The sequence below is a fragment of the Solirubrobacter ginsenosidimutans genome (genome assembly GCF_027587205.1).
The window spans coordinates 89,151-115,325 of sequence record NZ_JAPDOD010000029.1; the positions used below are offsets into that span (position 1 = coordinate 89,151).

30 protein-coding genes are annotated in these 26,175 nt (G+C 71.3%); 20 read left to right on the plus strand and 10 right to left on the minus strand.

What is annotated here, in order from left to right:
- Positions 1 to 3 precede the first annotated feature (3 nt).
- The 3 genes from OM076_RS27145 to OM076_RS27155 are packed head-to-tail and all read left to right on the plus strand — an operon-like array spanning position 4 to position 1,992.
- Positions 4 to 894, plus strand: a complete 891-nt coding sequence (locus OM076_RS27145) for a DMT family transporter (protein WP_270043246.1) — start codon at positions 4 to 6, stop codon at positions 892 to 894.
- 29 nt (positions 895 to 923) lie between these two features.
- Complete coding sequence (locus OM076_RS27150) at positions 924 to 1,355, plus strand: hypothetical protein (RefSeq protein ID WP_270043247.1); 432 nt, start codon at positions 924 to 926, stop codon at positions 1,353 to 1,355.
- Between the two features lie 10 nt (positions 1,356 to 1,365).
- On the plus strand, positions 1,366 to 1,992 hold the full coding sequence (locus OM076_RS27155) for an MOSC domain-containing protein (protein WP_270043248.1): 627 nt from the start codon (positions 1,366 to 1,368) through the stop codon (positions 1,990 to 1,992).
- Here OM076_RS27155 and OM076_RS27160 read toward each other — a convergent pair.
- On the minus strand, positions 1,980 to 2,501 hold the full coding sequence (locus tag OM076_RS27160; protein WP_270043249.1) for a ribonuclease H family protein: 522 nt from the start codon (positions 2,499 to 2,501) through the stop codon (positions 1,980 to 1,982). The two genes, OM076_RS27155 and OM076_RS27160, sit on opposite strands and share 13 nt — an antisense overlap.
- Before the next feature lie 96 nt (positions 2,502 to 2,597).
- Between OM076_RS27160 and OM076_RS27165 the strand changes: the two genes are divergently transcribed.
- From OM076_RS27165 to OM076_RS27175, 3 genes are all read left to right on the plus strand, one after another.
- Positions 2,598 to 3,644, plus strand: a complete 1,047-nt coding sequence (locus OM076_RS27165) for a sensor histidine kinase (protein ID WP_270043250.1) — start codon at positions 2,598 to 2,600, stop codon at positions 3,642 to 3,644.
- On the plus strand, positions 3,635 to 4,291 hold the full coding sequence (locus tag OM076_RS27170) for a response regulator (RefSeq protein WP_270043251.1): 657 nt from the start codon (positions 3,635 to 3,637) through the stop codon (positions 4,289 to 4,291). The genes OM076_RS27165 and OM076_RS27170 overlap by 10 nt, the downstream gene beginning before the upstream one ends.
- A gap of 72 nt (positions 4,292 to 4,363) precedes the next feature.
- Entirely contained in the window at positions 4,364 to 4,951 is a 588-nt protein-coding gene (locus tag OM076_RS27175; protein WP_270043252.1) for a sensor domain-containing protein, read from the plus strand.
- Here OM076_RS27175 and OM076_RS27180 read toward each other — a convergent pair.
- Together OM076_RS27180 and OM076_RS27185 are read right to left on the minus strand one after the other, a co-directional pair.
- Positions 4,948 to 5,961: a hypothetical protein gene (locus OM076_RS27180; RefSeq protein ID WP_270043253.1), complete on the minus strand. Its 1,014-nt coding sequence runs from the start codon at positions 5,959 to 5,961 to the stop codon at positions 4,948 to 4,950. The genes OM076_RS27175 and OM076_RS27180 overlap by 4 nt on opposite strands.
- Positions 5,951 to 6,496, minus strand: coding sequence for an RNA polymerase sigma factor (locus OM076_RS27185; protein WP_270043254.1), 546 nt, complete (start codon positions 6,494 to 6,496; stop codon positions 5,951 to 5,953). Before OM076_RS27185 ends, OM076_RS27180 begins: the two co-directional genes overlap by 11 nt.
- Positions 6,497 to 6,571: 75 nt before the next feature.
- Between OM076_RS27185 and OM076_RS27190 the strand changes: the two genes are divergently transcribed.
- From OM076_RS27190 to OM076_RS27200, 3 genes are all read left to right on the plus strand, one after another.
- Positions 6,572 to 8,227, plus strand: coding sequence for a hypothetical protein (locus tag OM076_RS27190; RefSeq protein WP_270043255.1), 1,656 nt, complete (start codon positions 6,572 to 6,574; stop codon positions 8,225 to 8,227).
- Positions 8,224 to 9,876, plus strand: a complete 1,653-nt coding sequence (locus OM076_RS27195) for a hypothetical protein (protein WP_270043256.1) — start codon at positions 8,224 to 8,226, stop codon at positions 9,874 to 9,876. Before OM076_RS27190 ends, OM076_RS27195 begins: the two co-directional genes overlap by 4 nt.
- Positions 9,877 to 9,963: 87 nt before the next feature.
- Complete coding sequence (locus OM076_RS27200; RefSeq protein WP_270043257.1) at positions 9,964 to 10,674, plus strand: hypothetical protein; 711 nt, start codon at positions 9,964 to 9,966, stop codon at positions 10,672 to 10,674.
- On the opposite strand, the gene OM076_RS27205 is transcribed toward OM076_RS27200, so the two are convergent.
- The 3 genes from OM076_RS27205 to OM076_RS27215 form a co-directional block, all read right to left on the minus strand.
- Entirely contained in the window at positions 10,671 to 13,202 is a 2,532-nt protein-coding gene (locus OM076_RS27205; RefSeq protein ID WP_270043258.1) for an ATP-dependent helicase, read from the minus strand. The two genes, OM076_RS27200 and OM076_RS27205, sit on opposite strands and share 4 nt — an antisense overlap.
- A gap of 10 nt (positions 13,203 to 13,212) precedes the next feature.
- Positions 13,213 to 13,863: a hypothetical protein gene (locus OM076_RS27210; protein ID WP_270043259.1), complete on the minus strand. Its 651-nt coding sequence runs from the start codon at positions 13,861 to 13,863 to the stop codon at positions 13,213 to 13,215.
- 84 nt (positions 13,864 to 13,947) lie between these two features.
- Positions 13,948 to 14,790, minus strand: coding sequence for a hypothetical protein (locus OM076_RS27215; protein WP_270043260.1), 843 nt, complete (start codon positions 14,788 to 14,790; stop codon positions 13,948 to 13,950).
- Positions 14,791 to 15,020: 230 nt separating this feature from the next.
- Between OM076_RS27215 and OM076_RS27220 the strand changes: the two genes are divergently transcribed.
- The 3 genes from OM076_RS27220 (at position 15,021) to OM076_RS27230 (ending at position 17,161) form a co-directional block, all read left to right on the plus strand.
- Positions 15,021 to 15,377, plus strand: a complete 357-nt coding sequence (locus OM076_RS27220) for a DUF2934 domain-containing protein (protein WP_270043261.1) — start codon at positions 15,021 to 15,023, stop codon at positions 15,375 to 15,377.
- Positions 15,378 to 15,499: 122 nt separating this feature from the next.
- A complete protein-coding gene (locus OM076_RS27225) occupies positions 15,500 to 16,612 on the plus strand; it encodes a S8 family serine peptidase (protein ID WP_270043262.1) in 1,113 nt (370 codons plus the stop codon).
- Positions 16,613 to 16,648: 36 nt separating this feature from the next.
- A complete protein-coding gene (locus tag OM076_RS27230; protein WP_270043263.1) occupies positions 16,649 to 17,161 on the plus strand; it encodes a GNAT family N-acetyltransferase in 513 nt (170 codons plus the stop codon).
- Positions 17,162 to 17,284: 123 nt separating this feature from the next.
- On the opposite strand, the gene OM076_RS27235 is transcribed toward OM076_RS27230, so the two are convergent.
- The 3 genes from OM076_RS27235 to OM076_RS27245 are packed head-to-tail and all read right to left on the minus strand — an operon-like array spanning position 17,285 to position 18,775.
- Entirely contained in the window at positions 17,285 to 17,575 is a 291-nt protein-coding gene (locus OM076_RS27235; RefSeq protein ID WP_270043264.1) for a metal-sensitive transcriptional regulator, read from the minus strand.
- A 37-nt stretch (positions 17,576 to 17,612) separates the two neighbouring features.
- Positions 17,613 to 17,960 carry a hypothetical protein gene (locus OM076_RS27240; protein ID WP_270043265.1) on the minus strand — a complete coding sequence of 116 codons (348 nt, stop codon included), beginning with the start codon at positions 17,958 to 17,960 and terminating at the stop codon, positions 17,613 to 17,615.
- A 29-nt stretch (positions 17,961 to 17,989) separates the two neighbouring features.
- Complete coding sequence (locus OM076_RS27245; protein ID WP_270043266.1) at positions 17,990 to 18,775, minus strand: MBL fold metallo-hydrolase; 786 nt, start codon at positions 18,773 to 18,775, stop codon at positions 17,990 to 17,992.
- Between the two features lie 25 nt (positions 18,776 to 18,800).
- Here OM076_RS27245 and OM076_RS27250 point away from each other — a divergent pair, with 25 nt between their 5' ends.
- From OM076_RS27250 to OM076_RS27285, 8 genes are all read left to right on the plus strand, one after another.
- The gene (locus OM076_RS27250; protein ID WP_270043267.1) at positions 18,801 to 19,601 is read left to right on the plus strand and encodes a hypothetical protein; all 801 of its coding nucleotides are present in this window, start codon (positions 18,801 to 18,803) and stop codon (positions 19,599 to 19,601) included.
- Positions 19,559 to 20,089: an acetoacetate decarboxylase family protein gene (locus OM076_RS27255; RefSeq protein WP_270043268.1), complete on the plus strand. Its 531-nt coding sequence runs from the start codon at positions 19,559 to 19,561 to the stop codon at positions 20,087 to 20,089. The genes OM076_RS27250 and OM076_RS27255 overlap by 43 nt, the downstream gene beginning before the upstream one ends.
- A gap of 19 nt (positions 20,090 to 20,108) precedes the next feature.
- Positions 20,109 to 20,429 (plus strand): co-chaperone GroES, encoded by a 321-nt coding sequence (locus OM076_RS27260; protein WP_270043269.1) that lies wholly within the window; start codon positions 20,109 to 20,111, stop codon positions 20,427 to 20,429.
- Positions 20,426 to 21,040, plus strand: coding sequence for an MBL fold metallo-hydrolase (locus tag OM076_RS27265; RefSeq protein ID WP_270043270.1), 615 nt, complete (start codon positions 20,426 to 20,428; stop codon positions 21,038 to 21,040). The genes OM076_RS27260 and OM076_RS27265 overlap by 4 nt, the downstream gene beginning before the upstream one ends.
- Positions 21,037 to 21,240, plus strand: coding sequence for a dodecin (locus OM076_RS27270; RefSeq protein WP_270043271.1), 204 nt, complete (start codon positions 21,037 to 21,039; stop codon positions 21,238 to 21,240). Before OM076_RS27265 ends, OM076_RS27270 begins: the two co-directional genes overlap by 4 nt.
- A gap of 226 nt (positions 21,241 to 21,466) precedes the next feature.
- Entirely contained in the window at positions 21,467 to 22,423 is a 957-nt protein-coding gene (gene nudC, locus OM076_RS27275; RefSeq protein WP_270043272.1) for an NAD(+) diphosphatase, read from the plus strand.
- A 64-nt stretch (positions 22,424 to 22,487) separates the two neighbouring features.
- Positions 22,488 to 22,778 carry a hypothetical protein gene (locus OM076_RS27280; protein ID WP_270043273.1) on the plus strand — a complete coding sequence of 97 codons (291 nt, stop codon included), beginning with the start codon at positions 22,488 to 22,490 and terminating at the stop codon, positions 22,776 to 22,778.
- Positions 22,779 to 22,806: 28 nt separating this feature from the next.
- The gene (locus OM076_RS27285; RefSeq protein ID WP_270043274.1) at positions 22,807 to 25,689 is read left to right on the plus strand and encodes an alpha-mannosidase; all 2,883 of its coding nucleotides are present in this window, start codon (positions 22,807 to 22,809) and stop codon (positions 25,687 to 25,689) included.
- Here OM076_RS27285 and OM076_RS27290 read toward each other — a convergent pair.
- Complete coding sequence (locus OM076_RS27290; protein ID WP_270043275.1) at positions 25,659 to 26,111, minus strand: hypothetical protein; 453 nt, start codon at positions 26,109 to 26,111, stop codon at positions 25,659 to 25,661. The two genes, OM076_RS27285 and OM076_RS27290, sit on opposite strands and share 31 nt — an antisense overlap.
- Positions 26,112 to 26,175: the final 64 nt, after the last annotated feature.

A 26,175-nucleotide genomic window follows, 5' to 3' on the forward strand; every position in this document is an offset into this window, starting at 1 on the left:
CGCATGCAGCAGCGCACTGGAGCCCTCCTCGTCCTCGCCTCAGCCGTGGCGTTTGGCGTCATGCCGGTCTTCGGCAAGCTCGCGTTCTCCGCGGGCGTCGGCGTCGCCACCCTCCTGTTCGTGCGCTTCGCCATTGCCACCCCGGTCCTCTGGACGGCCGTGGCGGTGCGCCGCGCGCTGCCGCGGACCGACCGCGGCGTGCTGCTGCGGGCGTTCGGCCTCGGCGCCGTCGGCTACGCGATGCAGGCGGGTCTGTACTTCCTCGCCCTGCAGCGAATGGACGCCTCCGTGCTCTCCCTCGTCCTCTACAGCTACCCGGCGCTGGTGACGGGGGCGGCGATCCTCCTCGGGCGCGAGCCGGCCAACCGGCGGCGTCTCGTCGCCCTCGTCACCGCGTCGGGCGGGCTCGTCCTCGTGCTGGCGGGTGCGGGAGCCGGGAGCCTCGACCTCGCGGGCATGGCGCTGGGCGTCGGCGCCGCGCTCACCTACACGACCTACATCCTCGTCTCCGACGGCGTGACCGGCGACCTCGAAGCGCTGCCGCTGGCCGCGCTGGTGTCGACCGGCGCCTGCGTCTCGCTCGGCGTCGTCGCGGCCGCCACCGGCTCGCTCGACTTCGGGTTCGCGGCCGAAGGCTGGCTGTGGCTCGCCCTCGCCGCCCTGGTGTCGACGGTCGGCGCCGTCGTGCTGTTCTTCAGCGGGATGAGCCGGGTCGGCCCCTCCACGGCCGCGATCCTCTCGACGCTCGAGCCGCCCGTCACGGTCGCGCTGGTGTTCGTCACGTTCGGCGACGCGCTCGGCGTCGTCCAGATCCTCGGCGCGCTGGCCGTACTCGGCGCCGCCGTCATCGTCAACCTCCCGGCGCGCTCGGCGGCGGTGACCGTGAGCGCATGACCCGCTGAAATGTGGGTAATCGCTCCATCATGCTCAAGGTCACCGCCGCAGCCGCTCTGTCCACGCTGCTGATCGCCGCGGCGCCCGCCGAGGCGAAGACGTTCCGAGGCAAGACCAACCAGGGCCGGACGGCGTCGCTGGTCACGGGCGCCGACGGCGTCCCGACCCGCGTGCGCGTCTCCTGGCGCGCGCCCTGTAAGCGCGCGGGGTACCGCGCCACCGGCGGGACGAAGTTCGCCGCGCCGTTCACCGCGGTCAGCGCCGACCTCGTCCAGGACACGGGCAAGAGCTACCGCGTCACCATCAAGGGCGGCCTGCGCGGGCGGATCAGCACCGATCTCGTCGTCAAGCGCGACGGGGAGCGCTGGGTGGGGACGCTCGGCGTGCGCGAGCTGTTCGCCAGGCACGGAAAGGTGGTCGACGTCTGCCAGGTGAAGAAGGTCCGCTTCGTGCTGGGGTAGCCTGACGGGTGTGGCCAGCCTGGTCTCCGTGAACGTCGGAACGCCGCGGCAGATCTCCACCCGGCGCGGGCAGGCGATGCTCTCCGCGATCGTCAAGGAGCCGGTGCTGGGCCGCGTCCGTGTTGCGGGCGTGAACCTCGCGGGTGACGACCAGGCCGACCGGTCCGTGCACGGCGGCCCGGACAAGGCCGTCTACGCGTACGCGCGCGAGGACATCGACTGGTGGGAGGAGATCTCCGGCGCCGAGCTGCCCAACGGCGTGTTCGGCGAGAACCTCACCACGCTCGGGGTCGACGTCAGCGGGTCGATCATCGGCGAGCGCTGGGCGCTGGGGAGCGTCGTGCTCGAGGTCTGCCAGCCACGGCTGCCCTGCTCCAAGCTGGGGATCCGCTTCGGCGACCTGCGGATGGTCAAGGCCTTTGCAAAGGCCAGCCGGCCGGGCGCCTACATGCGGATCATCCAGGAGGGCGATCTCGGCGTGGGGGACGAGGTCACGATCGTCTCGCGTCCCGACCACGGGATCACGCTCGCGATGACGGCCGACGCGGTGCTCAAGGATCCGGCGCTGGTGCCCAAGGTCCTGCTCGCGCCGCAGCTCTCGATCGAGCTGCGGCAGGAGCTCAGTCAGGCCGCGTAGCGCTTCGCCGCGGCGACCGCGAGCTGGTCGGCACGGTCGTTGAGCGCCTTGTGCTCGTTGCCGGCGCCGGTCTCGTGCCCGCGCACCCAGTGCCAGCGCACGCTGCCGAGCCGGTTGACCTCGGCCTCCAGCGCCATGATCAGGTCCTGGTTCTTGACCGGGGAGCCGGAGGCCGTCTTCCAGCCCTTCTTCTTCCAGCCGGGCAGCCAGACCGTCATCGAGTTGAGCATCAGCTGCGAGTCGGTGACCACGGTGACGTCGGCGCCGTCGGGCAGCGAGCGCAGGCCGTTGAGCGCCGCGCTGAGCTCCATCCGGTTGTTGGTCGTCTGCGGCTCGCCGCCGGAGTGCTCGACGGGCTCGCCGCCGTCGGCGGGAATGACGATCGCCGCCCACCCTCCGGGGCCGGGGTTCCCGCTGCAGGCGCCGTCGGTCCAGATCAGCGCCTCTCCGGGGCGCTGCTCGACGGGGGCTTCCTTGATGGCGGGACGGCGGCGTTTCGGGGCAGGCATCGATCCGCGATGCTAGCCAAGGGTGGGGACAGCCTCAGTACGAAACGCCATCGCGCCCCAGCGTGAAGCGTCCCCCGAGGCACGATGGTTGACACCATGGGAAACAGCTACATGGAAGAGCACGACGAACCCCGTTCAGAGATCGACTGGCGCCTCGCCCGTACGATGCAGCTCAGCTTCTCCGGGCTGATCGTCTTCGTGATGGTCGTGATCTGGATCGCGACCGGGTTCGGCGATTATTTCTGGCCGATCTGGGTCTGGTTCGGGTTGACGGTCCCGATCGCGCTGCAGTACGCGATTCGAAGGGCCAGCAAGGGGCCGCGCCAGTGGCGCGCGCTCAACACCCACGCCAGCCTCGCCTGTCTCGCGGGCGGCATCCTCACGTTCGTCTGGGCGCTGACCGGGTTCGGCTTCTGGCTGTTCTGGCCGCTCTTCGGCATGGCGGCAGCGCTCGGCCTGCACGCGTTGAGCACCGTCTGGTGGCGCGCCCTGCATCCGGCGCGCGAGCGGGAGCTGACCGAGCGCGTCGACGTGCTGACCCGCACCCGCCGCGGCGCCCTGGACGCCCAAGCCGCCGAGCTGCGCCGGATCGAGCGCGACCTGCACGACGGCGCGCAGGCCCGGCTCGTCGCGCTATCCATGCAGCTCGGCCGCGCGGAGGATCGCCTGGACGATCATCCGGAGGCCGCCGAGCTGGTCCGCAACGCCCGCGTCGAGGCGTCCAACGCCATCAAGGAGCTGCGCGACCTCGCCCGCGGCATCGCCCCGCCGGTCCTCGCCGATCGCGGCCTGCCCGCCGCCGTCGTCTCGCTGGGCGAGCGCTCCGCGCTGCCGGTCACGGTCAAGGCCAAGCTCGACCGCCGCCTTTCGCCCGTCGTCGAGTCCGCCGCCTACTTCGTCGTCGCCGAGTCGCTCACCAACGCCGCCAAGTACGCGCAGGGCGCCGAGGCGCGGGTCAGCCTGTTCGAGGAGAGCGGGCGCCTGGTCGTCGAGATCGACGACGACGGCCCCGGTGGCGCCGATCCCCACGGCAACGGCCTTTCGGGCCTGCGCAGCCGCGTCGAGGCGCTCGATGGCATCCTGGTCGTCCGAAGCAATCCAGGAGAAGGAACGACCGTGCACGCCGAACTTCCGTGCGAGTAGTCATCGCAGAAGACCAAGCACTGCTGCGCGAAGGGATCGTCGCGCTGCTGAAGGACAAGGGGATCGATGTCGTCGCGCAGGCGGAGGACGTCCCGGGCCTGCACCGGATCCTGGCCGGCCACAAGCCGGACTTGGCGATCGTCGACGTCCGCCTGCCGCCGACGTTCACCGACGAGGGCATCCGCGCCGCGCTCGAGGCGCGCGCGAAGTACCCGGGCCTGGGCGTGCTGATCCTCTCCGCCTACGTCGAGCCGGTCTACACCGCCGAGCTGCTCGACTCAGGGGAAGGCGGGATCGGTTACCTGCTCAAGGAGCGGGTGGGGGACGTGAAGGCGTTCGTCGCCGCCGTCGAGAGCGTCGCCCGCGGTGGGACGGCGCTCGATCGCGAGGTCGTGAGCGAGCTGGTCCGGCGAAGAGACCCGGACGGCAAGGACTCCGCGCTCGGCGCGCTCACCCCGCGAGAAAAGGAGGTCCTCGGCCTGATGGCCGAGGGCCGGACCAACACCGCGATCGCCCGGGCCCTGGTCGTCACGCCGGGCGCGGTCGAGAAGCACATCTCCAACATCTTCAGCAAGCTGGACCTGCCCGCCACGGACGAAGACCACCGGCGGGTTTTGGCCGTTCTGGCCTTCCTCCGCCAAGACTAGGGGGCTGTCCCCAGCATCAAGACTCCCGAGGGCTCCATAGGCACGGAGGCCTCGGGAAGCGAGCATTGAGGCATGCTCGCTCCCGCCCTGGATCGCACGGCCCGCGACGCGGCCTACCTCGCCCTCGCCCTGGTCACCAGCGTGATCGCGTTCGGCGTCTGGGTCGCCGCGCTCACGCTCTCCCTGACGTTCGCGATCCTGATCGTCGGCATCCCGGTGATCATCGGCTCGGCCTACGCGCTGCGCTGGACGGCCGAGCTGGACCGCCAGAACGCCGCCCTCGTCTTCGGCCGGCCGGTCCGCGGCCACTACCGCTCGCACGGCGGCCACTCGCTCGGCGCGCGCGTGCTGAACACCGTCCGCGACCCGCAGGTCTGGCGCGATCTCGCGTGGCTGATCACGCACTCGGTCGTCGGCTTCGCCTTCGGCGTGCTGGCGTTCTCGCTGGTGGCGAGCGTCGTCGGCCTGGCCGCGCTGCCGCTCTGGTACTGGTCGGTGCCCGACGGCATCCAGTTCGGCCTCTGGAACACCCACACGCTGCCCGTGGCGATCGCGACCGCGTTCCTCGCCATCCCGCTGGCCTGGGTGACCGTGTGGCTGATGCGCGGGATGGCGAAGCTGCACGCCTCGCTGGCCGTCGAGCTGCTCGGGCGTTACTAGGGCCGTTCGCCGATGCTCGCGACGTGGCCGAACTGGAGATAGGTGTGGACCTCGCCGGGCTCAGACCACTCGAGCAACTCGCTGGTGTCGGGCGAGAAGATCACCCGCACCGTCGCCCGGCCCGTCGGGATGTCGACGCCGCGACCCTCGCGGCCGCGGTGGTCCTTCACCGACTCCAGTGGCGTGGAGCCCTCGTACTCGGTCAGCACCGTGATCATCGCGGCCCGCTGCTGGGACGTCGCGTTGGCGTCGGTCAGCAGGACGAGGAGGTCCCGGAGCACGTCGTACTTGACGCCCGAGGACAGCGGGTCCCAGGAGCCGCCCGGGGTCCAGCGGCCGTCCTTGTGCGCCTGAAGCAGCAGCGTGCCGAGCTGCTCCGGGTCGGTCGGGAGCTGGTCGAGCGGGACCTTGTACAGCGCGCCGTCGCCGTAGAGGTTGGGCATGCCGCCCGGAGCCTCGAGCGTGCGCCCGGCGAGGACGGTCTTCGGATCCGGCTTGGCGACGGATGCGGCGTTCCGCAGCGCGGCGAGCGCCTCGGGGGAGAGCTGCGCCGGGTTGCGATCGATCTCCTTCCGGATGGCGGCGGGGAGCGGGGGAGCCTTGTGCTCCGGCGGGATCGTGCCCGACACGACCTTCGCCTCCGGCGAGACCCGGCGGCCCATCCAGTCGCTCGAGACCCAGCTCTCCTCGCTGCGCTCGACCGTGTAGCCGTCGCCGTCGCGCAGCTCGACCTCCCGGACGTAGCGGTAGCCGGTCCAGGCGCCGGGGCTGGGCTGATCGGCGGCGAGCGCGGCGCTGGTCGTCAAGATCGAGTGGGCGGTGCGCGGCGCCTTCGGGTCGCTCGGGAGCGCCGCGAGCGTGGCGGTCACGGCCACCGCCGCGAACGCCGTGGCGCCCGCGATCTTGATCCGGCGGCGCTTGGTGCGCCGGTCGGCGCGGGCGAGCAGCGCGCGGATCTCGGCGTCGCCGGGCTCCTGCGGCGCGAGCGGTGCCAGCAGTTCATCGATCATCGGACGTCTCCAGGGTCTCGCGCAGCGCGTCGCGGCCGCGACTGAGCAGCGAGCGGACGGTCGCGGGGCGGCACCCGAGCGCGCGGGCGATTGCGTCGTCGGGCAGGTCGTGGACATAACGCAGCGTCAGGGCGGCGCGCTGGCGTGGGGGAAGGGGGGCGAGGAGCGCGAGGGCGTGGGCGGTGCTGCCGCGCTCCTCGGCGGGGAAGTCGTGCTGCTCGGTCAGCTCGACGGTGCGGCGGCGCGAGCGTTTGCGGGTCTCGTCGATCGCCTTGCGCACGGCGACCTTGTGCAGCCACGCGTCGAGCTTGGCGGGATCGCGGAGGGAGCGGGCGCGCTGGACGGCGACGATCGCCACCTCCTGCGCGACGTCCTCGGCGGCCGCGTGGTCACCGAGCACGCCGAGCGCGGTCGACCGGGCGACGGCGAGCGCACGGGCGGCGAGATCGGTCCGCGAGTCCGTGGCCCGGACGGCCAAGAGCGGCGCGGCGATCACGCGTGGGTGGGCGGGTTGGGCATGGTCTTTAGACGCCACGAGCGGCCTTCGATGTTGCGCGGGCTTCACATGCTGATGCCGAACCGGTCGGATCGGTCCAGTAGTTTCCCCCGTATGAAGGCAGGGATGGCACGGCGGGGCGTGCTGACAGGGATCGTCGCGTTCGCGGCGATGACGGCGCCGGCACAGGCAACGATCCGGCAGGGCACGGCAAGTGACCCGACCGGAGACGCGACGGGTGGTGCGGGGTACGACATCACTTCCGTCTTCGCGAGATCCGACGACGCCGCCGGGGGCGTGGGAGTCGCGATCCAGACGGTGGCCCCGCTGCCCTCGGGCGCGTGGTACGTCGGGGCGGTGGGAACGCGCAACGGCGCGCTCTGTGACGCGCCGATCGTGGTCTTCATCGCCCAGCCGTCGACCGGCAAAGTGCTCTGGTCGCGTGACGGCGGGACCGGCCACACCGGCGGACTGACCGTCGACGGCACGACCGCCGTGATCACCGCGACCGGCGATCCGTCGTTGAACGTGCCGCTGAACTGCGCGCTGGGCTACACCGCGACCCAGGCGGACCTGGACACCGCGCGCGACCGCAACGACACGCTGCTGGACCTGGCCGAGCAGGCCCCGCCCGCGGCGACCCCGACGCCCACCGCCTCGCCGGCGCCGACCGTCGCTCCACCCGCGCCGCCGCCCGCACCCACGAAGGCGACCACACCGCCGGTCGCGGTCCCGAAGTCCGCCAAGCTCACGATCTCGCTCGACGGCGCGCCGGCGACGATCAAGCGCAACAAGACCATGACGTTGCGGCTGAAGCTCGCCAACGACGGCTCCAAGAAATCGAGCGCGGTCACCCTGTCGTTCGGCAAGGCGCGCGGCCTGTCAGGCGTGAGCAAGGCCAAGAAGCTCTCCGCCTTCAAGCCGGCCCAGAAGCGCACCTACAAGCTCAAGGTGAAGCTGACCAAGGCGGCGCGGGCGTCCACGACCCTGAAGGTGACCGCCAAGGCCGGGAAGCTGAAGGCGTCGAGCGCGCTGGTGCTGCGGATCGGCACGGCGAAGCAGGCCGTGCCGCAGCCGCGGCCTGAGGTCAAGAAGAGCCCGATCGCCGGCACGTTCTGGTGGCGCAACGTCAGCCACGTCGACTACGCGTGGGACAACCGGGCGCTGTACTTCGTCGACGGCGGCGCGGTCTACAGCGGGTTCCCCAAGGGCGGCCTGCCGGCCACGTGCACGACGCCGGTGGCCGAGCCCGACGACGAGGTCGACACGCGTGAGGGCTGCCTGCCGTACACCTTCGACGAGAAGACCGGCGCGGTCACGATCGGCGACAAGGCGGGCACGTTCGCCAACGGCCGGCTCACGATCGACGGCAATGCCTACACGCCGCTGGTGATCCCGCCGGCGGGGACGCGGCTGACGATCAACGAGCAGAAGCACGCGAGCTTCCAGGGCTACTGCGGGTTCATCACCGGCTGCACCACCTCGCAGGAGTACCTCACGCTCACGCCCGACGGGCAGTTCGTGCTGAGTCGCTCGACGCTCTCGACGATCGGCGACCCCGGAGTCGGCCCGTATACGGCCGCCGGGAGCTATCCGCCCGATCAGCACGGCACCTACGACGTCCAGCCCGGGGGCAAGATCGTGCTCAGCTTCGCCGACGGCACCGTCAGGGCCGAGACGTTCGCCTACGACACCAAGGACGGTGCCGCGAGCCCGATGGGGGAGGGCGTGTTCATCGGCGAGGACAACTACGACCCGGAGCCGACATGATCCGCCGCGCCCTGGCGACGGCGATCGTCGCCTTCACCGCCTTGACGGCGCCCGCGCAGGCGACCGTCCACCACGGCACCGGCGCCGATCCGGCCGGGGATTCGACCGCGTCGAACGTCGACATCGTCGAGGCGGGCGCGCAGACCGACGACGCGGCGGGCACGGTCGCGGTCGCGCTGCGGTTCGCCGCGACACCCGCGTCCAACGCGTACTACGCCGCCGTCGTCGGGACCAACGGGAGCAGCGGCTGCGGCGCGCCGTACGTGGTCATCGCCGGGACGCCGGGATCGCACCTTGCGAACTTCCAGCGCGACGGCGGCAACGTCACGCCGGCCTCGATCGCGGTCGACGGGACGACGGTGGTGCTCGGGGCGAGCGATCCGGCCCAGCTCCTCGTGCCGTTCGATTGCCTCTACGGCGCGGTCAAGACGAGCTCGGCGCAGGCCGCGCCGATCGCCGACGACACCGCGACGATCGCGCTCGCCGCGGACGCGCCGCCCGTCGCGACGCCGACGGCCACGCCCGTGCCCACGGCGGCTCCGCCCGCGCCGACTCCCGTTCCCGGCCCGACGACGGCGACCGCCCCGCCGGTCGCGGTGCCCAAGACGGCCAAGCTGACCGTGTCGCTCGACGGCGCGCCCTCGACGATCAAGCGCAACCACACCTTCACGATCAAGCTCAAGCTCGCCAACGACGGGTTGAAGAAGTCGAGCAAGGTGACCGTGTCCTTCGCCAAGGCGCGAGGCCTCTCGGGCGTGAGCAAGGCCAAGAAGCTCCCAGCGCTCAAGCCGGCGCAGAAGCGGACCCTCAAGCTGAGGGTCAAGCTCACCAAGAGCGCGCGCGTCTCGACCACCCTCAAGGTCAACGTGAGGTCCGGGAAGCTGAAGACGTCCAGCTCGCTGCTGCTGCGGATCGGCAAGGCCAAGAAGATCGCCGCCGGCGGCCCGAAGCCCGGACCGGAGACCAAGAAGAGCCCGATCGTCGGCACGTTCTGGTGGCGCAACGTCAACCACGTCGACTACGCCTGGGACAACCGCGCGCTGTACTTCGTCGACGGCGGGGCCGTCTACAGCGGATTCCCCGCGGGCGGGCTGCCGGCGACGTGCGGAACGCCGCCGGCCAAGCCCGCCGATGAGATCGACGAGCGCGACGGCTGCCTCCCGTACACCTTCGACGCGTCGTCGGGGACGGTCACGATCGGCGACAAGACGGGGACGTTCAAGGACGGCAAGCTGACGATCGACGGCAACGAGTACTTCCCGCTGATCCCCGCCGTGCCTGGCACGCGCTTCACGATCAACGATCACCAGCACACGGGGTTCAGCGGCATGTGCGGCCTGATCACGGGTTGCGTGATCACCGAGAAGTACCTCTCGCTGCTGCCCGACGGCCAGTTCGTGCTGAGCAAGAGCACCACGGCGTCGGTCGGCGACCCGGGCACCGGGCCCTACACCGTCGCCGGCAGCTTCCCGCCCGATCAGCACGGCACCTACGAGGTGCAGGCGGGCGGGAAGATCGCGCTCACGTACGCCGACGGATCCGTGAAGGTCGAGACGTTCGCGGTCGACACGAAGAACGGCGTGCCCGACCCGAACGGCGAGGGCGTCTTCATCGGCGAGGACAACTTCTACCCCGACCCGACGCCCTAAATTTCAGGATCGCAGCGATTTGGGCGTGTTTCTTGCGCCCATTTCACCACTGGAGTGATCTCCGACCCACCCACACGGAGGAGATCCATGTCTGCTCGCTTGAAGGCGGTACTCCCGCTTACCCTGTCCATCGGCGTGCTCGCGTTCCTCGCGTCGGAGCTTGCGCTGAACTTCACCTTCCACTGGGTGACGGTCCAAGACGGGGTCTTCGGAAAGTACGGGCTACCGCAGAACCTGCACCTCGTGCTGCCTGCGCTGTTCGTCTCTTGGGGCCTGTTCTTCATGCTCGGCGCCGACACCGCTGCACTGGGCAAGACGATCACGGCGGCGTTCACCGGAGCGCTGTTCGCCGGGATCGCGATGTTCTTCGGTCCGATGTTCGCCGACTCCCCCGACTTCTGGGGCCTGGCGCTGTGGATCGGGATCACCGCGGCGGGCCTGATCGTCCTCTCGACCGTCGTCGAGGACGATCGCTTCGCCCCGGCACCCGCGTTCGCCTGCTATGCGTCGGTGTTCTTCTGGTGGATCGCCACCGGGCTGGACAACTTCGTGCCCGGCGGCAAGGGCGCTCACACGGTCGACGCCGTGACGGCCGCGATCACGAACAAGCCGCTGGCCGCGGGCACCGGCGCGTTCGGTGGCCTGATCTCGATGTCCTGGATCGCCGTGGTGGTCAGCATCTTCGTGTCGCTCGTGGTCGGCAGCCTGTTCGGCCTGCTGTCCGTCAAGCTCGCCGGCGCGCTCGGCAAGGTGGGCGCGAGGAGCACCAGCGAGCCCAATATCGCCGCTCCGGCCTAGGTTTCGCTCAGGGCGCGCAGGTGCCGGAGGAGCCGGCGCTGCGCGCCCGTGTCCAGCCGCTCGAGGATGGCGGTCGGGCGCAACTTCGTTTCCTCCCCAGGTGAGCCGAGGGTGGCGAACAGCTGCCCGACCGTCATGCCGGCGCTGAGATCTTCAGCGCCGAGCAGGCGGGCCTGCTCGAGCACGCGGGTCAGGTCGTCGCTCGCGGGCGGCCGCAGCGCGTTCACCCGCGCCGGGCTCGCCACCGCCTGGATTTCGCGCGCGGCGGCATAGGGGCGGCGCGCCTGGAGCCCCGCCTCGAGCAGGAAGCGGCTCGCGGTGGCGCCGGACGAGGTGATCGAGAGCTGGTCTCGCGCGCGCGTGAACGCGACGTACGCGAGGCGCCGCTCGGCCTCCTCGCCTTCACCCGCCTCGATCTCGGCCTCCGTGACGTCCAGCGCCATCGCGTGGGGGAGTTGCCCCTCGTCGCCGCCGAAGAGCTCGACGCGCGGCCACTGGCGCCCCTTCGCACCGTGGATCGTCGCCAGCTCGATGCCGCGTTCGTCGTCGCGGACCGCCCGCAGCGCGTCGGTTCGCTGCGTCAGCAGCGCGCCGTAGGCGGCCACGCTCATCCCGGCGGCCTCGGCCTCGGCCTGCTCGAGGACTTCCAGCTCGATCTGCTCGGTCCCGCCGGCGTCGTGCTCTTCGAAGTAGGCGTCGAGGCCGCCGGAGGACCGCAGATAGCGCAGGAAGCGGCGGGCGTCGGTCATACCGGCCAGCGCGTCCAGGACACGGCCGGCCTGGTCGAGCTTCGGGCGCTGCCGCTCGTCGGCGGCGAGCCCGGCGAACGCCTCCGTGAACGTGAACCCGGCCTGCAGCTGGTCGGCGACCGCCTGCCCGCTCTCGAAGGGGAGACCGCGGTTGGGACGCCGGCAGACGAGCGTGACGTCGTCGGCGCGCGCGTCGGCGGGAGCGCCGCAGAGCCGCACGTAGGCCTCGATCGCCTCGCGGGCGTCGTCGGCCTCGAACACGCCGGGCGGCGCGCTGATCGCGACGTTCTGCGCCGCGCAGGCGAGGGCGACGGTGCGCAGGAGGTTGGTCGTGCGGGCGAGCACGACGATCTCGCCGCGGCGCGAGCGCGCGAGCCGCCGCGCGACCGCGGCCGCGCCGGCCGGCGCCGATTCAGGCTCGTGCAGCTCGATCGCGCTCTCCGCGCCGCGGCCGGGATCGGGTTCGATGGTCTTGCCGAACCGCACGTGGTTGTGGCCGATCAGGCGGCGGGACGCCTCGACGATCTCCGGCGGGCAGCGGTAGTTGTGCGCCAGCGCGACGCGGTACAGACCGGGATAGGCGAGATCGAGGTCGAGCGTCCGGCGCACGCTCGCGCGGCGGAAGCCGTAGAGCGTCTGGTCGTCGTCGCCGACGCAGAACAGCTCGTCCTCCGGCGCCGCGAGCATGCGGACGAGCAGCTCCTGCGCCGGCTCGATGTCCTGGTACTCGTCGACCAGCACGTGCGAGAACCGGGCCTGCCAGCGGGCGCGCACGGCGGCGTCCTCACGCAGCGCGCGGACGGCGAGCATGACCATGTCGTCGAAGTCATTGACGCCGCGCTCCGCCTGGGAGCGCTCGTAGAGGGCGTAGATGCGGGCGAGCGTCTCGCCGTCCGCGAACGCGCGGGTGTGGCGCGCCGCGAACTCCGCGGGGGTGGCGAGCAGCGTGAGCTTGATGTCGCTCACGCGTGCGCGCGCGACGGCGACGTCGACCCAGGTGCCCGTCTCGCGCGCGGCGAGCGAGCACAGCCGCTTGAACTGGTTCGCCGACGGCGAGCCCGGATCTCCCGGCCGGCCCAGGCCCTCCTCGCGCAGGAGCCACCGGCCGAGGCTGTGGAACGTCCGCGCCCGGACGGCACGCACACCGGCCCCGGCCAGCCGTGCCTGCAGCTCGGTGCTCGCCGCGCGGTTGAACGTCGTGGCGAGGATCCGCTCGGTCCGAACGCCGCGGCGCAGGAGCTCGCGCACCCGCTCGATCAGCACCGTGGTCTTGCCGCTCCCGGCGGGAGCGATGATCTGGACGGTGCCGGCGCGCGCGCCGACCGCCCGCCGCTGCTCGGGGTCCAGCGGGGAGACCGGTGACGGTTCGCCGCCGGCGTCGTTCTCGACGGGGCGCCAGATCCGGGCGGCCGCGTTCAGCGCTCGCTCGAGCGTGTACGGATACGCGAATTCCGGGTCGATGAAGCGCTTGGGATCGAGCTGCGAGAGCCGCTGCTCGCACTCGACCAGCAGCCGCAGTCCGTGCCGCCACGCGGGCTCGAGCACGTATCCATAAAACCCCCGCAGCTCGGCGAGCGTGTCCAGCCGGACGCCGAGCACGGCCAGCGCATCGAGGCCCGCGACGCGGTTCAACCACGGCTGCGCGGGGTTCGCCAGCGATCCGCCTCGCGAACCGCGGCGGGCCAGCTCGCGCAGCAGGCGGTCGAACTCGACCACCTCGTACCCCTCGGGTTGGGCGTCGGTCGTCCAGACGAGGGGAGGGAGCGCGGCACTCGGCACCCACCTGACGCTAGCCGCCTCCGTCCTCGTCGGCGGGGTCGGTCTTCTCGGGTTCGCCCGACTTGGCCTTTTCCTCCGCCTCGGTCGCATCAGGCTCGGCCGGCTTGGCTTCCTGCGCCGCTTCGGTCGCTTCGGTCGCTTCGGGCTCGGCCGTCTGCGTCGGCTCCGGCGTCGCGTCGGCCTGCGTGGCGTCAGGCTCGGCGGCGGCCTTCAAGTCGGCCAGCTTCGCCTTGATCTGCCCGGCGAGGTCGGTGAGGCGCGTGTCGAGCGCCGCGATCGCGTCCTGGGCCTCCTGCTGGGCATCCGCCGCCTGCTGGCTCGCGTCGTCGGTGCCCTGGCCGGCGTCGGCGGCTTTCTGGCGCAGCGCGTCGGCGCTCGCCTGGCCGTCCGCGATCGCCTGGTCGAGGCGATCGGACGTGTCGTTGACCGCGGCGGTGAGCTCGTCGACCTGCTGAGACAGGTCGTCGCTGGTGTCGGCGACCTGCTCGGTCTGGACGTCGGCCTGTTGGTTGGCGTCGTCGAGGTCCTGCCGCAACCCGATGGCCCAGATCCCGAGGCCGACGGCGACCACGAGCAGCACCGCCGATAGCCCGATCCAGACCCACGGCTTGCCGGGCTTCGGCGGCGACGATGACAGTTCCGGCGGCTCGGTTGCGGTCATGCCCGCAACCCTCGCCAGGGTGAGGGTGAGCGAGCCTCGCCCGCGGCGGATGGCGTGGGCGAGCGCTGACCGACGCGGCGTTTGTCAGCGCCGTTGTCCTGTGCCCTCCTCACGAAGCGGGATCCACGGCGGCAGGTCGTAGTACACGTCCTCCTTCAGCGTGAGGTGCCACGTGAGCTGTTTGCCGGAGGCGGACCGCCGAGACTCGCTGACCTTCAGTTGCGGCTTACCGAGATGCTCGGCGCCGCTTCCTCGCCCTCTGAAGGGCTTCGCCTTCCACTTGGCGCTCATGAACGTGACGATCTGGAGCACGTCTTGAACATTGAGATGCTCTCCATTCCGCACGCCGGTGTGGTCCGTGACCTCCCAGTTGTCGAGTGACCGTTGGATGTCGCCGAGATGGGCGGGGAGGTCGGCGACCACGGGTGGGGCGTCCGCGGGATCCACTCCGTCCGGGCCCTCGTGTGGTTTCAGCGTGCCGACCACAAAGGTCTGGCCCTTGTTCTTCTTGGGCGGTTTGCCGCCCTGCGTGGCCGGTCCGGCGGTCGCCGTCGCGCCCTTGAGCCGGGCCCGCTTCTCGGCGAGCGTCTCTTGAACCGGGGTCGCCGGCGCTGCCTGCTGCGCGGCAGCTTGGGGGCGCTCCTTCGGGTTCTTCCATTCCTCCGCCGCAGTGATCAGCGCGTTGATGCTCTTGTTGAGCCCGGCGAAGGTTTCGAACGCGTCGACGTGCGCTTGCCACTCGCCTTTTTGCCGGAATTCCTCGAAGATCGCGCCGTCGTCCACGAAATTCTGGAAGTACAGCGTTCTGAGCGCCTTGAGCTCACTCGCGTGGTCTTTCTTTTCCTTGTCGCTGAGGCGCTGAAGCCGCCGGTGTTGCAGGGCCGTCGCGACGGCGTGGTTGCCCGCGCTGCGCTGAAGCTGGAGCACCGCCGCGACGTTCGCGGACGGTGTGGCCGGCGCGGGTCGGGCGAACGGCTCGGCCGATCGCTCCTCATGGTCCCTAGGGTTTTGCACCTTCAATGCCCGCTAATCAACGTTATGTCAACTTCTGACGAAGGAATGCGGTACGCCGCTTGGACGACGGGTACCCGACGATCGGGGTGATGTTGGCCGCCGGGTCACTGGCGAACTCGCGCGCTCGGGCTACATTGCGCGCCATGACGACGAGCACCCGCCGCCAATGGACCGACGAGACGATTCGCGAAGAGCTCCTGCCGATCGCCACTGAACTTGGACGCTTTCCCCGCCGCAGTGAACTGACCGAGCGCGGCATCGGCGCGCTATGGAGCGCGATGGGCCGCCGCGGCGGCGTCGACGCGTGGCGCGAGATCGTCGCGCAGGCGCTGGCGGTACCGGCGCCCGCGCCGGCCGAGGCTCCGGCCGCCGCCGTGACGTTCGCCGGCCCGTCCGAGGAGGAAGTCCGCATCGCGGCGTATTTCATGTTCCAGAACGGGCACCCGGGCGGCCCGGAGTCGCACTGGCACGCCGCCCAGCGCGAACTCGCCCACGCCTGACGCGCGTCCGAGGCCGGCGAGGAAGCTCGCCCGGCTCGGGGACGGCGTCGCGCGCGAGCCGGCTGCGGCCTCTAGCCGGCGCTGTCGCCAATCCTCCTTGCCGACAGTTACCGTCTCGACCCGTGCGCGCCGCCCTCACCGTCCTGTTCTTCCTGATCCTCGCAGCGCCCGCCGCCGCGTGGATCCCCAACGACCCCGGAACCAGCGGTACGCCGGGCGGCTGGCAGGCCGACCAGTGGAACTTCATGCCGGGTACGGGCGTCGACGCGCCGCGGGCGTGGGACAACCTGATCGCCGCCGGCCGGCCGGGCGGCAAGGGCGTGAAGATCGCCGTGCTGGACTCGGGCGTCTCCTATGCGCGCTCGCCCGACCTGTCCTCGATCCGCTTCGCGCGCGGCCGCGACTTCTGCTCACGCATGGGCACCGGCGCGGCCTCGTGTGCGGGTGAGGACAACACGCCCGAGGACGACTACGGCCACGGCACGCACGTCGCCAGCACGATCGCCGAGTCCACGAACAACGGCAAGGGCCTGACCGGCCTCGCGTACGGCGCCACGATCATCCCGGTCAAGGTGCTCAACCAGTTCGGCGACGGCGACGAGGACTCGATCGCCAAGGGCCTGCGCTACGCCGCCGACCAGGGCGCGCAGGTGATCAACATGAGCTTCGAGTTCGGCTCCTCGATCACCGCGGCCTCGGAGATCCCGCGGATCGCCGCGGCGGTCAAGTACGCGCAGCGCAAGGGCGCGCTGATCGTGGGCGCGTCGGGCAACATCGCCTTCGATCGCGTGTCCTACCCCGCCGCGCTGAAGGGCATCGTCTCGGTCGGCGCGGTGACCGAGCACGGCTGCCTGGCGGTCTACTCCGACACCGGCGCAGACCTCGATCTCGTCGCCCCCGGCGGCGGCGACGACGCGGCGCTGCCCGACCAGCCCAACTGCCTCCCGGACGAGACGCTGCGCCCGATCCTCCAGCTCGCGTTCACGCGCAAGAACAAGGTCTTCCGCTACACGCGCAGCTACGTCGGCACGAGCATGGCCGCGCCGCACGTCTCCGCCACGGCGGCGCTGATCATCGCCTCCGGCGTGCTCGGCCCGAAGCCCACGGCGAAGGCGCTCGAGGACCGGCTGAAGGCCACCGCGCGCGACCTCGGCGCCCCCGGTCCCGACCCGCAATACGGCTTCGGGATGGTCGACGCGGGCGCCGCCACCGCAAAGTCCGGGGTGGCTCCCTGATTGTCCCCGTCGCCGACGTCCGCGATCTTGACCTCCATGAGCGTCGAGATCGTGGTGCCCGAGACGACCGAGGAACTGGACCAGGTGCGCGCCCTGATCCGCACGTTCGTCGCGTGGCATCGTGCGCGCCACGAAACCGACCGCGACCTGATCGACCGCTACTTCGACGCCGCCGAGTTCGAGCGCGAGCTCGCCGGGCTGCCCGGCAAGTACGGCCCGCCGGGCGGGCAGTTGCTGCTGGCCAAGCGCGACGGTGAGGCGGCGGGCTGCGTCGCCCTGCGCGCGCTCGCCCCCGGTATCTGCGAGATGAAGCGGATGTACGTCGACGAGCGCTTCCGCGGCCAGGGCGTCGGGGCGGCGCTCAGCGAGCGCGTGCTGGCCGAGGCGCGAACGCTCGGCTACCGCGCGATGCAACTCGATACCAGCATCCGCCAGGCCAAGGCCCTGGGCCTCTACCGCCGCATGGGCTTCACCGAGATCGAGCCCTACTACGACGTCGCCGACGAGCTCCGCGGCTGGCTCGTCTTCATGCAGCTCGAGCTGAACTAGCCGGCGGCGGCGAGCACGTCGGCGACGGCGATCGGCGCCAGGCCGACGTGCGGCGCGCTCAGCTCCGCGACGATCTCGACGAGCCCGTAGGCGCCGTCAACGGGCTTGGAATGTGCGACCGCCTCACCCGCGGCGCATGAGCCGGCCGACGGCGCTCATCAGCTCGTCGGCCTGATCGCCCGTGTCGTCCGGGCCGTGACCCTCCCCCAGGAGGCAGTGCCGCGCGTGGCCGTCCAGCAGGCCCAGGGCGACCTTGTCCAGCGCCGCCTGGATGGCGGAGATCTGGGTCAGGACGTCGATGCAGTAGCGGTCCTCGTCGACCATGCGCGAGACGCCGCGGACCTGGCCCTCGATGCGGGCCAGGCGCTTATTGAGCTGTTCCTTGGAGGCGGTGTAGCCGCGGGTCTCGGCCATACCGTTCAGTGTACAACTACCCCCGAGGGGTATCCACTCAGACGGTGATCCGCTCTTCCTCGTGCAGGAGGAAGCCGGCGGCGTCCAGGACCTTGCGGTCGCGGAGGCGGGTCAGCCGCTCCTGCGCTTCGACGTCGGTCTCCCAGGCGGCCACCGCGGCGGTGTCCTCCATCCCGCTCAGCCCGTGCTCCTCCGGCTCGTCATAGGCCTGACGCAGCCACGCGAGATCGTCGGAGATACGGCGCGGGCGCTCGGCGCGAGCGGCCCCCGGTTCCCACGGATTGTCGCCGGCGCGGCGCTCGGGAACGCCCTGCGGGCGGGTCAGGGCGACGGTCAGGGCGCCCATCCAGTCGGGGCGTGAGGTGACGAGCTCCAGTACGGCCATGGCGGAATTCTTACCCTTTTTCGAGGTGTCTATGGCAGATTCCCGTTGAGGGCATCGACATAGCGTTGCGCGGAGCGCTGGACGATGCCCTTGCCGTCGCGGGGAATGACCGTACCCCACCAGGCGCCATAGATCCGTTCGAACGCGAACGGTTCGAGCGCCGCTTCGATCGACCGGATCTCGGATTCTCCCAGCGGGATGAAGTTCGGAAAGCTGTACATGAACGAGACCCAGGCCCGGTCCGGGATGACCTGGACGATGTCGCCGGCCAGCAGGTCCCCGGCGCGGTGGAGCACGGTCCCGCCCGCGAAGTGCCCGCCGCAGCGGATCAGCGTCAGCCCGTCGCCGAGGTCGTGCGTCTCACCCGACCAGAACCGCAGCTTGGGGTCCTCGCGCATCGCCCACGCGCGGTCGTCGGAATGCAGCCACACCGGGCAATCGAAGCGGTGCGCCCACTCGACCATCGTCGAGTAGTAGTGCGGGTGCGAGATCGCGATCGCGTGCAGCCCGCCGCGCGAGTCGATCTCGCGCTCGGTCTCGTCGTCGAGCAGCGACACGCAGTCCCAGAGGACGTTGCCGTCGCTGTGCGGCACGAGCAGCGCCCGCTGCCCGATCGCGAACCTCGGTTCGGTCCCGATGCCGACGAGCGCGCCCTCGTCGCGGATCGCGTTCTTATGTCCCGTCCGCAGGGCCTCCAGTGAGGTCCACTGCTGGCCTTCCACGGGGACGTACTGGCGCGGGTCCTCGCAGATCGGGCAGTCGTCGCGCGGCGAGGAGTACTGCACGCCGCACGTCACACAGATCGGTAGCGACACGCCACCATCGTGTCACGGTGAAGACGTGAGCCGCCAGTTCGTCGAGGCCAATTTCTTCCTGCTCGCCTTCCAGGGGCTGCTCGTCGCGCTCACCGGCGCCGGCATCCCGCCGTGGCTGGACCGGCTCAAGAGCCGCGGCTGGGCGCTGCTGTTGCCGGTCTCGATCGCGGGCGTCGTCGGCGGGATCGCGGTCTTCCCCCAACTGGCCGACGGCCTCACGTGGGTCGCGTTCCTGCTGGTGCCGCCGGGAGCGATGCTCGCGCTCGGCTGGGCGCTGCACGGCGCACGCCCGTGGTTCGCGATCATCGGCGCCGCGCTCTTCGTCTTCGCGTGGGTGAAGACCGGCACGCTCGCGGGCGATGCGGCCGCGGCGCTGTGCACCGCGCTGAGCGCGGCCACGCTCGGGCGGGTGCTGGCCGGGATCGTGCCCGTCCTCTACCTCAAGCTCGGCATCGTCGCCTTCGCGGTGCTCGACGCGATCCTCGTCTTCGGCAACCAGCTGCAGGCGCCGAACGCGGTCCTGAACGCCGCCGTCCCCGCCGCCGGCCTGCCGCAGCTGCAATACCTCGAGCTGCACTACGCGTCGATGGGTTATGGAGACGTGTTCGTCGCCGGCGTCCTCGGCGCCGTGCTGGCGACCGAGCGGCGCAAGCAGTGGCCGGTCGGCCTGCTCGTCTTCGTCCTCGCCGAGCTCTGGGACCTGCTCTTCCTGCTGGACTCGATCAATACGCTCCCGGCGACCGTGCCCATCGCTCTAGCCCTGATCGCCGTGGAGCTCAAACCGTGGCTCACCCGCCGCCGCCCTGGCATCTCTTCGGCGAGCTGATCATCGTCCCGGCGCTCGTGCGCCCACGGGCGCTCGGCGGCGTGCTGCTGGCCAACTACACGTCGGGGACGCTCGTCTACCGCGAGCTGATCGTGTTCTCGCACGCGACCCGCCGCGGGATGGTCGTCAGCCACATCTACGTCGACGACGAGCAGTCGCTCAGCGGCGGGCACGACATCTGGGGCCTGCCGAAGGAGCTCGCGGAGTTCGAGTACACGCCCACGCGCTTCGTCGCCCGCCAGAACGGCGCGACGCTGCTGGAAGCGGGCATCCGGCGCCGCCCCGGGACGCTGCCGCTGCTGATCCCGGCGCCGATCGTCAGCCGTGCCGGGGCGACGCTGGGCTTCGCCCGCATCAAGGCCGCGCCCGCGCTGGTCACGCTCGACGTCCCGCCGGCGAGCCCCTTCGCCGCGCTCGGCCTCAGCGGCACGCGCCCCGCGCTCGCGGGTGACGACATGTCGCTCACGATGCCCGCTCCACGCCCCTGACTAAGGTCTTGCGCAGACCATGCGCCACAACCTTCGCCCGCTCTTCGACCGTGTCGTCGTCAAGGAACTCGAACCGGACCGCATTCGCCAGTCCGGTCTCCTCGTCCCCGCCGGGACCCATGAACCGCCGCCGCAGCACGGGATCGTGCTCGCCGTCGGCCCGGGCCTGGACTGGTGGGAACAGGCGGGCATCGCGATGCCGGTCCAGCCCGGCGACCACGTCGTCTTCCCCGCGTCGGCGGGCGCGTGGGTGGAGGTCGACGAGGAGCGCCTGCTCGTCTGCCGCGTCGGCGAGTTGCTCGGCGTGCTCGAGACCGAAGCGGAGACCGTCAAGACGTGAGACAGCTCGCGGACGGGCTCTGGTTCTGGACCGCGCGCCATCCGGAGTGGCATCCGCGGTCGGAGTTCGGCGCGCAGGTGGGCTGCTATCTGGCCCATGAGGGCGGGCGGACGATCCTGATCGACCCGCTGCTGGGCGACGCGGACCTCGACCCGCTGATCGACGGCGACGTGGTGGTCGCGATCACCCTCCCGTACCACGTGCGCGACGCCGCTGTGGCCGTGGAACGCTGGGGCGGCGTCGTCAGCGGCCACCCCGACATCGCGGGACGGCTGCCGGACGGCACGCCGTTCGATCCCGACGCGGGTCTCGCCTGGCACCCGCTCAAGCGCGGAAAGGAGCGCCCGCTCGAGCTGCCCGGCCTGCGCGCCCTCGCGTTCGGGGACCGGATCGTCGGCGTCGACGGCGGGCTGCGCTACTGGTCGATGAACCCGATCACCCCCGCGCGCATCGATTTCTTCCGCCGCCGGACCTCGAAGGAGCTCGCCCACCTGCTCGAGATCGACTTCGACCGCGCGCTCGTCACCCACGGCGAACCGGTCATGAAAGACGCCCGCGCGGCGCTCGAGAACGCATTGGCCGCCGACCCCTGGTATCACCGCCCGTCATGAGCGATCACGTCTACAAGTCGGTGGAGATCACCGGCTCATCGCCGGAGGGCATCCAGAAGGCGATCGACAACGCGCTGGACAAGGCGGGCGAGACCCTGCGAAACCTCGACTGGTTCGAGGTGGTCAACATTCGCGGCGCCCTTCAGGAGAACGTGCGCCACTACCAGGTGACGCTCAAGATCGGGTTCCGGCTCGAATAGACGAGAGGCGCCCCGCCAGGGCAGGGCGCCTCTCGCACCGCACTTCCTAGGCCCGCGAAGCCCGGGCACGCCGGGCATGCCGGCGGGCGTTGCTGCGCGACGCCGTCGCCGAGGTCGAGTCGACGTCGGCGTGGTGGTGGATTCCGACGTCGACCCCGGGAGTCCACGAAGAGTTCGCTGGGAATCGAAGGCCTGGCGAGACGCTCGTGTCTCTAGTGTCCTGTGGGTGACTGAGCCCAACGCGTTCACGGGAGCGGCGCTCGACCGGGCGGGCGACTCCCGCCGCCGCGATCCGTCCTGGGTCGCCGAGCAGCAGGCGCATCCCGCGGCGCGCGCCGTCGTCGCCGGAGACCGCGGTCTGCGAGTCGTGGACGGGCGGCTCGAGCTCGTCCCGCTCACCGACCTCAACGGTGCGTATCCGTACTTGCTCGGTCTGGATGGCCGGGGCCCGCTCTTTGCCGTCGACGAGGACCCGCTGCGCGAAGGGCGCGTGCCGATGGTCGGCTCCGGGGGCGTCCGTGGCGAGCCGCCCACAGGTGCCGGCGGCGATCGCCTCTCGCTGCGCCAGGCCGCCGCGCGGCTCTCGCAGGCCGAAGGCGGCCTCGCCGCCTACACCGCGGCGCTCTTGAACTGGCACCGCCGGCACCGGTTCTGCTCGGCCTGTGGTCATCAGAGCGACATCGTCGAGGCGGGCCTGACCCGCCACTGCCCCAACTGCGGCACCGAGCACCACCCGCGCACCGACCCCGTCGTGATCATGCTCGTCACCGACGGCGCCGACCGGCTGCTGCTCGGCCGCCAGGCGAGCTGGCCGGACGGGCGCTACAGCGCGCTTGCCGGGTTCGTCGAGCCGGGAGAGGGCTTGGAGGAGGCCGTGGCGCGCGAGGTGCGCGAGGAGGCAGGCGTGATCGTCGCGCGGCCGCGCTACGTCGATTCCCAGCCGTGGCCGTTCCCGGCGTCGTTGATGCTCGGCTTCTCGGCGCCGTATGAGAGTGGCGAGGCGCGCATCCAGGACGACGAGCTCCAGGACGTGCGCTGGTTCGAGCGCGCCGAGATCCAGCGCGCCGCCGCGGCGCCCGACGACGAGGACTGGGGCACCCCCGGCGATCCCGGCGGTCCGCTCCGGCTTCCCCCGAGTCTGGCGATCGCCCGGCGGCTGATCGACAGGTGGCTAACGGAGTGAGGTTGCAGACACCGCTTGCCTGGCTTACGCTTGCAAAGAAGTGAGCCTTGAGGGGTGGATCTTCATGGTTGGCCTCCGCGTCTTCGACGTCGGAGCACTTGTCGTGTGGCTGGTGTGGTTCTTCCGCCTGCGTGACGACAACGACGACGACGGCGACGATTTCCGCCGCGGCAAGGGCGACGGCAACGAGCCCGAAGAGCCTTCGTGCGGCCCCGGCGGCCTCCGGCTGCCGCTCCCGGAGTCCCAGCCCTGGCACTCGCGCCGGCGCGATCACGGCGGCGACCGCCGCGGCACTCCCCTCCCCACGCGTCGCACCGCGCCGCACCGCGCACCGGTCCGGACGCGGCATCGTTAGCCGCCCGCCGCGCGGGTAGGAGCCGGGGGTGTTCGAGCATCGCGAGTACGCGCGCGAGCGCATCGCCCAGTTCGCCGCGCGCCTTCCCGTCTTCGGGACGCCGGTGCCGTTGTCGCTCTCGTTGTCGGGCCCGGTTGAGCGGGGCGAGTTCGCCCGTGCATACCGGCCGGCCGAGCTGGGCGCGCGGCTCGGGCCGCTCTTCGCCACGTACTGGCTCAGAGCCTCAGGGACGGTGCCGTCAGGGGCGCACCTGTTCCTCGACTTCGGCGGCGAGGCGACACTGTGGGTTGACGGGCAGCCGGCCGAGTCGCTGAGCTCCGGGCCGCGGCAGGCGCGCATGTCGGTTCCGGTGCCGTCCGGCGAGCGGGTGTTCGAGCTCGAACTGGCGTGCAACGACGCGTTCGGGTACGGCGAGTCCGGCCAGGGGCTGGCCGCCCGCTTCGAGCTGCGGCGCTGCGACGTCGCGCCGGTCGACGCGGACGCCTGGCGCACGTTCCACGACGTGACGTTTCTGCTCGCGCTGGAGGACGTGGCCGAGCCCGAGTGGGCGGGTGAGCTGCTCGCGCAGCTGCACGCCTTCACGGTCGACGGTGACCGCGAGCGCCTGGACCGCCTGCTCGCCCGCGGCTCGAACGCGATCCACCACACCTCGGCGATCGGCCACGCCCACCTCGACACCGCCTGGCTGTGGCCGCTCGAGGAGACCTACCGCAAGCTGATCCGGACGACCACCGCACAGCTGCGGCTGCTCGACGACTACCCGGCGCACGTCTTCGCGCACTCGCAGGCGCAGCACTACGCGTGGCTGCGCGATCGTGAGCCGGCACTGTTCGCGCGGGTGAAGGCGGCGATCGCCGCCGGCCGCTGGATCCCGGTCGGCGGGACTTGGGTCGAACCCGATTGCAACCTGCCGTCCGGCGAGTCGCTCGCCCGCCAGTTCCTCTACGGCCAGCGCTTCTTCGAGCGCGAGCTCGGCCGCCACTGCACGGAGTTCTGGAACCCCGACGTCTTCGGCTACACCGCGCAGCTCCCGCAGCTGATGCGCGAGGCAGGCATCACGCGCTTCCTGACGCAGAAGCTCTCGTGGAACCGCTTCACGCAACCCGAGCACCACACGTTCATCTGGCAGGGCTTGGACGGATCGGAGGTCCTGACCCACTTCCCGCCCGCCGACACGTACAACGCCGAGGCGACGGTGGAGGAGCTGCACCGCGAATCGGCGGTCTACAGGGACCACGGCCGCTCGCGCCACTCGCTGCTGGTCTTCGGCCACGGCGACGGCGGCGGCGGGCCGACCGCCGACATGCTCGAGCGGCTGGCGCGGGCGCGCGACATCCACGGCCTGCCGCGGACCGTGGTCCGGTCGCCGGTCGAGTTCTTCGCCGATCTCGAGGCCGATGCGGACGACCTGCGGACCGTCGTCGGCGAGCTCTACTTCGAGCTGCACCGCGGCACCTACACGTCGCAGGCGCAGCTCAAGCGGGGCAACCGCCGCGGCGAAGGCGCACTGCACGACGCAGAGCTGCTCGCCGCGCTGGCGGGCGAGGAGTATCCGCGTGAAGCGTTTCAGCGGCTCTGGGAGACGCTGCTGCTCAACCAGTTCCACGACATCCTCCCGGGCTCCTCGATCAACGAGGTCAACGTCCGTGCGCGTGCGGACCTGGCGGCGGTCGAGGCGGGCGCGGAGGCGATCAGCGCCGCCGTGCTCGGCGAGGGCGAGATCCCGTTCAACACGCGGGCGCTCGCACGGCGAGAGGTCGCGGTGACACCGGGCGACGAGCTCGTGTTCGTCGACGTGCCGCCGTACGGGGCGGGCGAGATCGTCGCGCGGGGCGGCGCCGGCAGCAGCGCGCCGGTCGGCGGCGACGCGTCGGTCGTCGCGCCCGCCCCCGTGCGCCTCACCCGCCGCGACGACGGCGCGATCGTCCTCGCCAACGAGCACCTCACCGTGACGCTCTCGCCGGACGGCACCGTCACCAGCCTCGTCACGGGCGGCCGCGAGGCCCTTTCCGCCCCGGCCAACCGGCTCGAGCTCTACGAGGACCTTCCCACCGCCTGGGACGCGTGGGATCTCGACCCCGCCCACCTCGAGACCCGCGAGGACCTGCCGCCCGCGGCCGGCCACACGGTCCGCGAGCACCCGCTCCGTGCCGAGGTCGTCTTCGACCGCGGCTGGCTGACCCAGGCGATCCGGCTCGACGCCGGCGCGCGCCGCCTCGAGATCCACTCCGAGGTCGACTGGCAGTTCGACCATCGCCTGCTGAAGGTCGCCTTCCCCCTCGCCGTCCACGCACGCGACGTGACGTACGAGGTCGCGTTCGGCGCCGTCCAGCGCCCGACGCACTACTCGACGCGCGCCGACCTCGCGCGCTACGAGGTCCCCGGCCACCGCTGGGCCGACATGTCCGAGCACGGCTTCGGGGTCGCCGTGCTCACCGACTCCAAGTACGGCTACTCCGCGTTCGGCGACACGCTGCGGATCTCGCTCCTGCGAGCTCCGCGCCTCCCGGACCCCGAGGCCGACCGCGGACTGCACCGCTTCGCCTACGCGCTCCTCCCCCACCCCGGCAGCTGGCAGGACGCGGACGTGGTCGGGGAAGCGACCCGTTTCAACTCGCCGATCCGCTGGGGCGCGCTCGCCCCCGGCAGCCTTGCGAGCGTCACCGGCGGCCTCGTGCTCGACACGATCAAGCGTGCCGAGGACTCCGGCGCGCTCGTCCTGCGCCTCTACGAGCCCCACGGCGCACGCGGCACCGCTCGCGTCAGGGTTCCCGCCACGACCGCGCACCGGGCCAACCTGCTCGAGCAACCCGGCGACCCGCTCAGCATCGAGGGCGGCGAGATCGTCGTTCCCTACCGGCCGTGGGAGATCGTCACGGTCTATTCGTCCTCGTCCTCGTCCTCGTCGTAGAAGACCTTCACGATCTCGCTCCACTCGCCGGTCTGCTTCTCGAGCGCCGCGAACTCCGCCTCGTCGGCCTCGATGATCGTGCCGTCGGTCTCCACGTAGAGCACGACGCGCTCGCCGGGCAGTTGATCGAGGTCGGCGTCGGCGTGCTCCTGCGGGTCGACGGCGAACGCGCGGATCCGGGCGATCGGCAGCGGGTTGGAGCCGTCGTCGGCCACGCCGGTGAGCAGGATCGCCCACGCGACGGCCAGCACCGCGCTGTCGGTGACCCGCGTGCGGTCCTCGATCCAGCCCACGCCCAGCGAGCCGCCGCCATTGCCGTCGTCGTCACCGAACCCCTCCGTGCGCGCGACGACGAAGAAGTTCGCGTCGTCGCCCAGGTCGGGCGGCTGGTACTCCGTGAGGAACTCCGAGGTGATGAGCATCGCGAAGGCTTCTTACCACCTCGACGATTGTTCACTTCCGATACGCCGGAATCGCGGCATCCTA